Here is a 6280-nt window from a genome sequence, read left to right as displayed (position 1 = left end):
ATGAGGCATGGCTGACGTCTGGGTGGCAACGAACAGAGAGGGACGGCTCTACGACCATCTGCCGCCCGACTCGTACGACTTGGTCCACGCGGACGAGATCCGCAGCCTCAGCATCGACCGCGCGTCCCGCACCACCCTCGTCGCCCAGACAACAGGCCTGGACCGCCCGGGCGTTGCGCTCGTCGCGATGCGAAGCGACCGCGCGGGCGACCAACTGCCCCCGGATCTGCACCTGGAGCTGCTGGCGGCACTGACGGCGGCCCGCAGAAAAGCCCAACACCTGGACGAGCCGGTGGTCCTGCACGCGGACTGGCACGAGGGCAGGGGCTGGTGCTGGATGCTCTACACCCTCCACGAATTCCGCGCCTACGCGGCCGCCAAGCAGAAACGGCCGAGAGGCTGACGCCCGGAAGACCGGCGGGATCGGGTCCGTACCCGACCCACCCGCCGCACATCCAACTCCCGCCACGTGGACGCCTGCCGGAGTGGGGCACGGCTCTGCACGGTCCGGCGATCCACACGACGGGGAAGAACCACGAGCGCCTGCGTCACCCGACCAGGACGGTCACCGTCACGTCCTGTCGGCGAGACCCGTCAACGGGCCTCCCCACAGCGCGAGTACGGGTGACGAGCCGGGCGGCCCGCACGGGAACGTACCGAGTCACCGTGGCCTTCACCGAACCTTCGGCGCCCCGACGGACACGACCTTCGCCGCCCCGCCCACCCCAACCGCGGGGATAGAGTAGAAGATCAATTCGAGTGTGCCCCCGAGGGTGACGTGTCGCCGTCCAAGATCGTCCGCTTGCTAGCGTCCTCGCCGTGATCGACACCATCCACCCCGGGTCGGAATCGGAACCGAGCGAATCGTTTCGTCCGATGCTGCTGGACCCGGCAGACGCCGCTGACGCCGCCGCCCTGGCCGCACTGCGGGATTCGCCGCTCGTGCACGAGATCCACGACCGGATCGCGGACCAGGTCGCGGAACTCGTACGCTGCCTGGCACCTGGAGAAACCTTTACTCGGCAGGCCATGGACCGCGCGGTCGCCGACGCGACAGGCGGACGGCCCGACACGTACGGCAGCTGGGCCTGGTACCCGTGGTCGGGCCAGCTGGTCCACGTACTGCCCGAAGACGAGTTCCGTCTGGTGCGCTTCGACCGCAACCGCGACAAGATCACCCGCGAGCAGCAGCAGACGCTGCTCCGGCGGCGGGTGGGTGTCATCGGCCTGTCGGTCGGCAGCAGCGCCGCGCTGACCTGTGCGATGGAGGGTGTCGGCGGGGCCTTCCGGCTTGCGGACTTCGACCGGCTGAGCCTGTCGAACCTGAACCGGCTGCGCGCCGGCGTCCACGAACTGGGCGTGGAGAAGAGCCTGTTGTGCGCCCGGCGCATGTACGAGCTGGATCCCTACCTGGACATCGAGGTCTACCGCGCCGGCGTCACGGACGAGACGGTCGAGGACTTCTTCGGCGGCAGCGGCAGCGACGGCGGCGGCGATGGCGACCGGGGCCTGGACCTGCTGATCGAGGAGTGCGACACCCCGTGGGTGAAGGTCGCCGCCCGCGAACACGCACGCCGCCGCCGGATTCCCGTCCTCATGGACACCAACGACCGCGGGCTGCTCGACATCGAACGCTTCGACATCGAGCCGGACCGCCCGCTCTTCCACGGCCGCACCGGCGACACGACCGCCGCCGACGTACGCGGCCTCGACCGGGCCGAGACGGTCCGCTTCCTGCTCCGCGTCGTGGACGAACAGGGACTGAGCCCCGCCATGACCGACGCCCTCACCCGCGTCGGCAGCACCCTCTCCAGCTGGCCCCAACTCGCCGGCGGCGTCATGCTCGGCGCCGCCCTGGTCACCGACACCGCCCGCCGCATCCTGCTCGGCGAACCCGTGCCCTCGGGCCGCCACTACATCGACCTCGACTCCCACATCCCCGCCCGGGCCGCCGCCCTCCCCACACCACTCGGAGCCACCCTGTGAACCGCATCCCCGAGCTGCGAGGAGACCACCTCCGCCTGCGGGAGCTGCACGCCGACGACCACGACCGGTTCGCCAGCATCCTCACCCACCGCGTACTGACCCGCTTCCTCGGCATCGACCGCATGGACGCTGACCAGGCCCACGACACCTTCGCCCAGTGCCTCGCCCAGCCCCACACCCACCCGCGACGCAAGTACACCCTCGCGGTCTGCGCCCTGGACGACGACGCCCTCGTCGGCACCATGGGCATGCTGGTCGAGGACTACGGAAGCAACGCGATGCTCACCAGCCTGGCCCTGCTGCCCGGTGCCCCGGTGAGCGGCCACGGCCACGAAGCGGGCCGCCTGCTGATGGCGTACGGCTTCGGCAGCCTGAACCTCCACCGCATCTGGGCCGGCCACCGCAGCGACCACCACTACATGCCCCAGGTGATGCACGCGGCCGGCCTCCGCCCCGAAGCCACCCTCCGCCAGCTCTTCCACACCCAGGGCTGCTGGCACGACGTCACCACGTACGCCACGGTCGCCCCGGACTGGAAACTCCAAGCCACCGAAACGGAACTGGCGATCCTGGACAGAACACCCCAACTCGACCGAGTCTGAAGCCCCCCAGCCCCCGGCCCGGCCCCCACGGCCCAGGCACGAGCAAGGACCCCCCACAGCCGGTAGGCTGTAGCCGCTCCACCGCTGGTCGGCGGGGCGGAGGTGGGTTGCCCGAGCGGCCTAAGGGAACGGTCTTGAAAACCGTCGTGGCAGCGATGTCACCGTGGGTTCAAATCCCACACCCACCGCACGTGAACGGCCCCTGACCGGGTGACTCGGTCGGGGGCCATACGTCATCAGTTGGCCGTTACGATCCGTGGTTCCCCCTGGTTCCCCGGTTGTTCGGGCACGTTAGGGGCACGCGGCATCGTGGCGGACATAGCAGCGTGGGTGGGCGGCATCGGCGGCGCAATCGGAGCCGTCAGCGGTCCCACGGCCGTGTGGGCGGCCTGGAGGCAACATGCTCTTGAACGGCGTATGCAGAATGCTCCTCCGGTTGAGGTCGGGGCGCACCTACTGGTTCTGATCAGAATCGCCACCGATGCGACTCTGACGTACCGTGACGCAGCCTGGTGGCGGGCATCGGGCGGCGAGGAGGCGACGAATGCGCTTCGGCAGCTTGAACCGATGATTCAAGGACTCGATGTCCGATCCAACCTAGTCAATGTGTTGAGCGGCTACTTGGTGGCGAGCAGCACGCTGGCATCGCCTGACATGGGCACCGAGCAGCGGATGAGTGCGGTGGCAAGTCAGGCGACTCGCGCCAAGGACCTGGAGACCCGGGCGCGACAGGCCCTGGAGAGTTGGCGGAAGGCGAGCTAGTTCATTGCCAACAGGATGGAGAGCTCATGCCATTAGCGTACGGCGATATTCATCGGCTACTCGATCAGCCTGAAAGTGAGACGTTAGAGGTAAAGTACTCAATCCCTCGCCCGTCGGAATTGGCCAAGCTTATTGGTTCGTTTGCCAACACGGCGGGCGGGGTGATTCTGTTCGGGCTTCGGGATGAGACGACGCAGATGCCCAATCGGCTCATCGGGGGAATCGATGATGCCAGGCTTCGGAGGGACGTCGATCGAGCCCTTCTCTTGCTGCAGCCGTCACCTGCCGTCTGGGTCTCGGTCATCCAGGTAGAGGGCAAATCGATCGGTGCAGTGCAGGTGGCCGCGCCAATTAGTGGCATCACCAGCAACGCCGGCCAGCTCTGGGTGCGTTCAGGTACTGCTACTCGCCCTGCCTCTGTTGATCAAATTCTGTCAACGGTGAACCAGCTCGACAATGGTTCGACCGATAGGAATGCTCAGTTTGAAAACCTTGTTGAAGTAATTTTTAGTCAAGGGCGCATAATCGAAGAGATGCGTGACGCTCAGCAGTCGCGAAAGGGTATCCCAATCGCGTTTGCTGGTCTTATGGGAATTGTTATCGGCTGCCTGCTTGTGTTCTTGATTGGGTAAAAACGGGCGCTTAACCATCCATGATTACCTTGCCCCACCACTCACCCCAGCTGCCATCCCGTCCGCCTTCGACCCACACACCGTGGAGCGGGCGTGGTTCCTGGCGTCCAGGTGGAGCGCGCCACTGTATGAACGACCTGGACGCCAGGGGCCTCGTCTGCTCGGCTCTGCCTGGGTCGAAGGTGGTCGGGATGGGAGCCCCCACGCTCGCCACACTGCGGCCGGCACTCGCGTACGGCGCCCCGTCCATCAGGCGTATCGGGTGCTGTCACAGATCATGGCTGCTGCCGTCGACAACGACTTGATTGCTCAGACCCCGTGCCGTGGGGTCCGGCTTCCTCGGATGCCGCAGACGGAGCCGCACATCGTGACGCCACTAGAAGCGTCACGAGTGGTTCGCTCCGCGACCAAGCCTCATGACCTGCTGATCGCGGTCTTGGCCTTCGCCGGCTTGCACATCGGGGAAGCCTTCGCGCTCCGACGGATGGACGTGGACGTGCCGAACCGGCTGTTGGTCGTGGACGAGAACCTGGCTGAGGCCAACGGCGCCCTGTTCTTCGACACTCCGAAGTCACACCAAAAGAGAACGCTCACGCTGGCTCCGTCGCTCGCGAAACGGCTCGGGTGTATCTCGACACGTTGCCTGGCGGTGATGACGCGTCGATCTTCACCAACCTGAGTGGCCGACCGCTCCGCTACAACCAGTGGCGCAAGGCGTACTTTGACCCTGCGGTTGCCGCTGCCGGGCTGACCGACTTGACACCGCACGATCTGCGCGCTTCGCACGGTACGGGGGTTGCTGATCGTTACGGCGTCATGACTGCGGCGCATCGCCTCGGCCACTCGAACGCGAGCGTGACCACCCGGCACTACGCCCATCCAGTGGCCGGCCGTGATGCCGAGGTGGCTTCGGCCTCTGACGCGTGGCTTGAGGGGCACGATCATGGCCGAGGGGCACGCAAGGGGCACGATGACGATGACGACGGGTCGGCGGGTGTTCCTGCCCTCGTCTGACCTGCAAGAAGCCTGCGGCGGCCGGTGATCGCCGAAAGGTCTTGAAAACCGTCGTGGCAGCGATGTCACCGTGGGTTCAAATCCCACACCCACCGCAGCAGGTCAGAGAACGTGCTGATCAGAAAGGGTGCCCCTCATGGAGGGGCACCCCTTCGCTATCTGCCGTGTCTCGCCCTGAGCCACCCCTGTACCGCTTTGGATCACTGCTTGTGGACCAGGCGTGGTCCACAGCCCATCGCTCCACGCGTCGCTGACCTGCGTTTCTGTAGAGAGAAGGAATCACCGGGCTTGCCGGACGTGGATGGTCAGCTGATCGCCGGTCGCTCGGCCATGGCGCGTCGAGCCGCCTCCACCAAGTCGCCGTGAAGGTCACCAAGCTGCTTGCAGCGTCGTTCCTCTTCGGCTTCCTCAGCCGCCGCCCTCTGGTCGTCCTCGGTCAGGAATGCGTCCGCCCAGCGGTCCAAGCACTCCTTGTGGTCCTCCACGTGAAGCCGGAGATCACGGGTGGGCTGAAGGAGGTCCTCGGAGACCAAAAGCCGGACTTGGAAGTAGCTGTTCCTGATGTCAGAGACGGCTTGCCCGATGGTTGACCACATCTCACGTGATGGTTGACTCTGGGCCTCCAGCGCCCGGCTGATGTCTGACGCAGTGATCGCGTACCTGTCGTACGCGGCGAGTAAGGCGCGGCAGGACTCCAGACGTTGCCCGCGGAGCCAATGCTCGTGATTGATCGCTCCTTGATCGTGTACCTGTCTGGCAGTGGCCTGTGCAGCCGTCTCTGCCCCGAGGCGTGTGCCCCTCACAGCGGCCTGGCCCCCGATGGCGGCTCCACTGATTCCGCCTATGAGCCCCACACCTGCGGTGATCAGCGCTACAAGTCCTTCGTCCATGAACGCAGAATGCAGGCCAACGGCCCTGGATGGGGGCTGTTTCGGAAAACAGACAGGCATCCTATGGCGGAATATACAGAGCGTCTGGCAGGGATTCAGTCAAGCAACGCGATCCGTGATCCCCCGGTCTTGCTAGAAAGGAGGTTCGTTCTCCGCGCGACGTACTCGATCTGCGAGCTCGGGGTTTCCAGCTTTAGTCAACTCGTCTGAATAATCTGCGTGCTTCCCGTAGGGGATCCCCCAGATGGCCTCTTTGATGAAAACGTCATCGACGTTGCTCTTCTTTGCTTCGAATGAGACCCGGTCGAAGCCCGCTGACGCGGCCGCGCGGCGCGGCGGCCCCAGGCCGCCGCTGGCTCCATGTCTCCGCCACCGCCCGCGACCGCCCCCGCCC

Annotated in this window: 8 protein-coding genes and 1 tRNA gene; 8 read left to right on the top strand and 1 reads right to left on the bottom strand. The window is 65.9% G+C overall.

Going from position 1 to position 6280, the window contains the following annotated elements; translation table 11 throughout:
- Window positions 1–22: 22 nt before the first annotated feature.
- The 8 genes from HY68_RS10205 (at window position 23) to HY68_RS46195 (ending at window position 4996) form a co-directional block, all read left to right on the top strand.
- The gene (locus HY68_RS10205) at window positions 23–403 is read left to right on the top strand and encodes a hypothetical protein (RefSeq protein ID WP_157874317.1); all 381 of its coding nucleotides are present in this window, start codon (window positions 23–25) and stop codon (window positions 401–403) included.
- Window positions 404–819: 416 nt separating this feature from the next.
- Window positions 820–1986 carry a ThiF family adenylyltransferase gene (locus tag HY68_RS10200; protein ID WP_241778527.1) on the top strand — a complete coding sequence of 389 codons (1167 nt, stop codon included), beginning with the start codon at window positions 820–822 and terminating at the stop codon, window positions 1984–1986.
- Window positions 1983–2588: a GNAT family protein gene (locus tag HY68_RS10195; protein ID WP_041987189.1), complete on the top strand. Its 606-nt coding sequence runs from the start codon at window positions 1983–1985 to the stop codon at window positions 2586–2588. The genes HY68_RS10200 and HY68_RS10195 overlap by 4 nt, the downstream gene beginning before the upstream one ends.
- A 101-nt stretch (window positions 2589–2689) precedes the next feature.
- A tRNA-Ser gene (locus tag HY68_RS10190) sits at window positions 2690–2776 on the top strand.
- Between the two features lie 121 nt (window positions 2777–2897).
- Window positions 2898–3350: a hypothetical protein gene (locus HY68_RS42695; RefSeq protein WP_198533248.1), complete on the top strand. Its 453-nt coding sequence runs from the start codon at window positions 2898–2900 to the stop codon at window positions 3348–3350.
- Window positions 3351–3376: 26 nt separating this feature from the next.
- Window positions 3377–3982, top strand: coding sequence for an ATP-binding protein (locus HY68_RS40545; RefSeq protein ID WP_078863523.1), 606 nt, complete (start codon window positions 3377–3379; stop codon window positions 3980–3982).
- Between the two features lie 343 nt (window positions 3983–4325).
- Window positions 4326–4661, top strand: a complete 336-nt coding sequence (locus tag HY68_RS46200; RefSeq protein WP_347560415.1) for a hypothetical protein — start codon at window positions 4326–4328, stop codon at window positions 4659–4661.
- Window positions 4607–4996: a tyrosine-type recombinase/integrase gene (locus HY68_RS46195; protein ID WP_347560414.1), complete on the top strand. Its 390-nt coding sequence runs from the start codon at window positions 4607–4609 to the stop codon at window positions 4994–4996. The genes HY68_RS46200 and HY68_RS46195 overlap by 55 nt, the downstream gene beginning before the upstream one ends.
- A gap of 305 nt (window positions 4997–5301) precedes the next feature.
- Here HY68_RS46195 and HY68_RS10180 read toward each other — a convergent pair whose 3' ends face one another.
- Window positions 5302–5886 carry a hypothetical protein gene (locus HY68_RS10180; protein WP_157874315.1) on the bottom strand — a complete coding sequence of 195 codons (585 nt, stop codon included), beginning with the start codon at window positions 5884–5886 and terminating at the stop codon, window positions 5302–5304.
- Between the last annotated feature and the right edge of the window lie 394 nt (window positions 5887–6280).

Origin of the sequence: Streptomyces sp. AcH 505, from assembly GCF_000818175.1 — a bacterium.
In the GTDB taxonomy this organism is placed as follows: domain Bacteria; phylum Actinomycetota; class Actinomycetes; order Streptomycetales; family Streptomycetaceae; genus Streptomyces.
The sequence above is the reverse complement of the archived record's forward strand: the minus strand, read 5'-3'. Positions and strand labels throughout refer to the sequence as shown.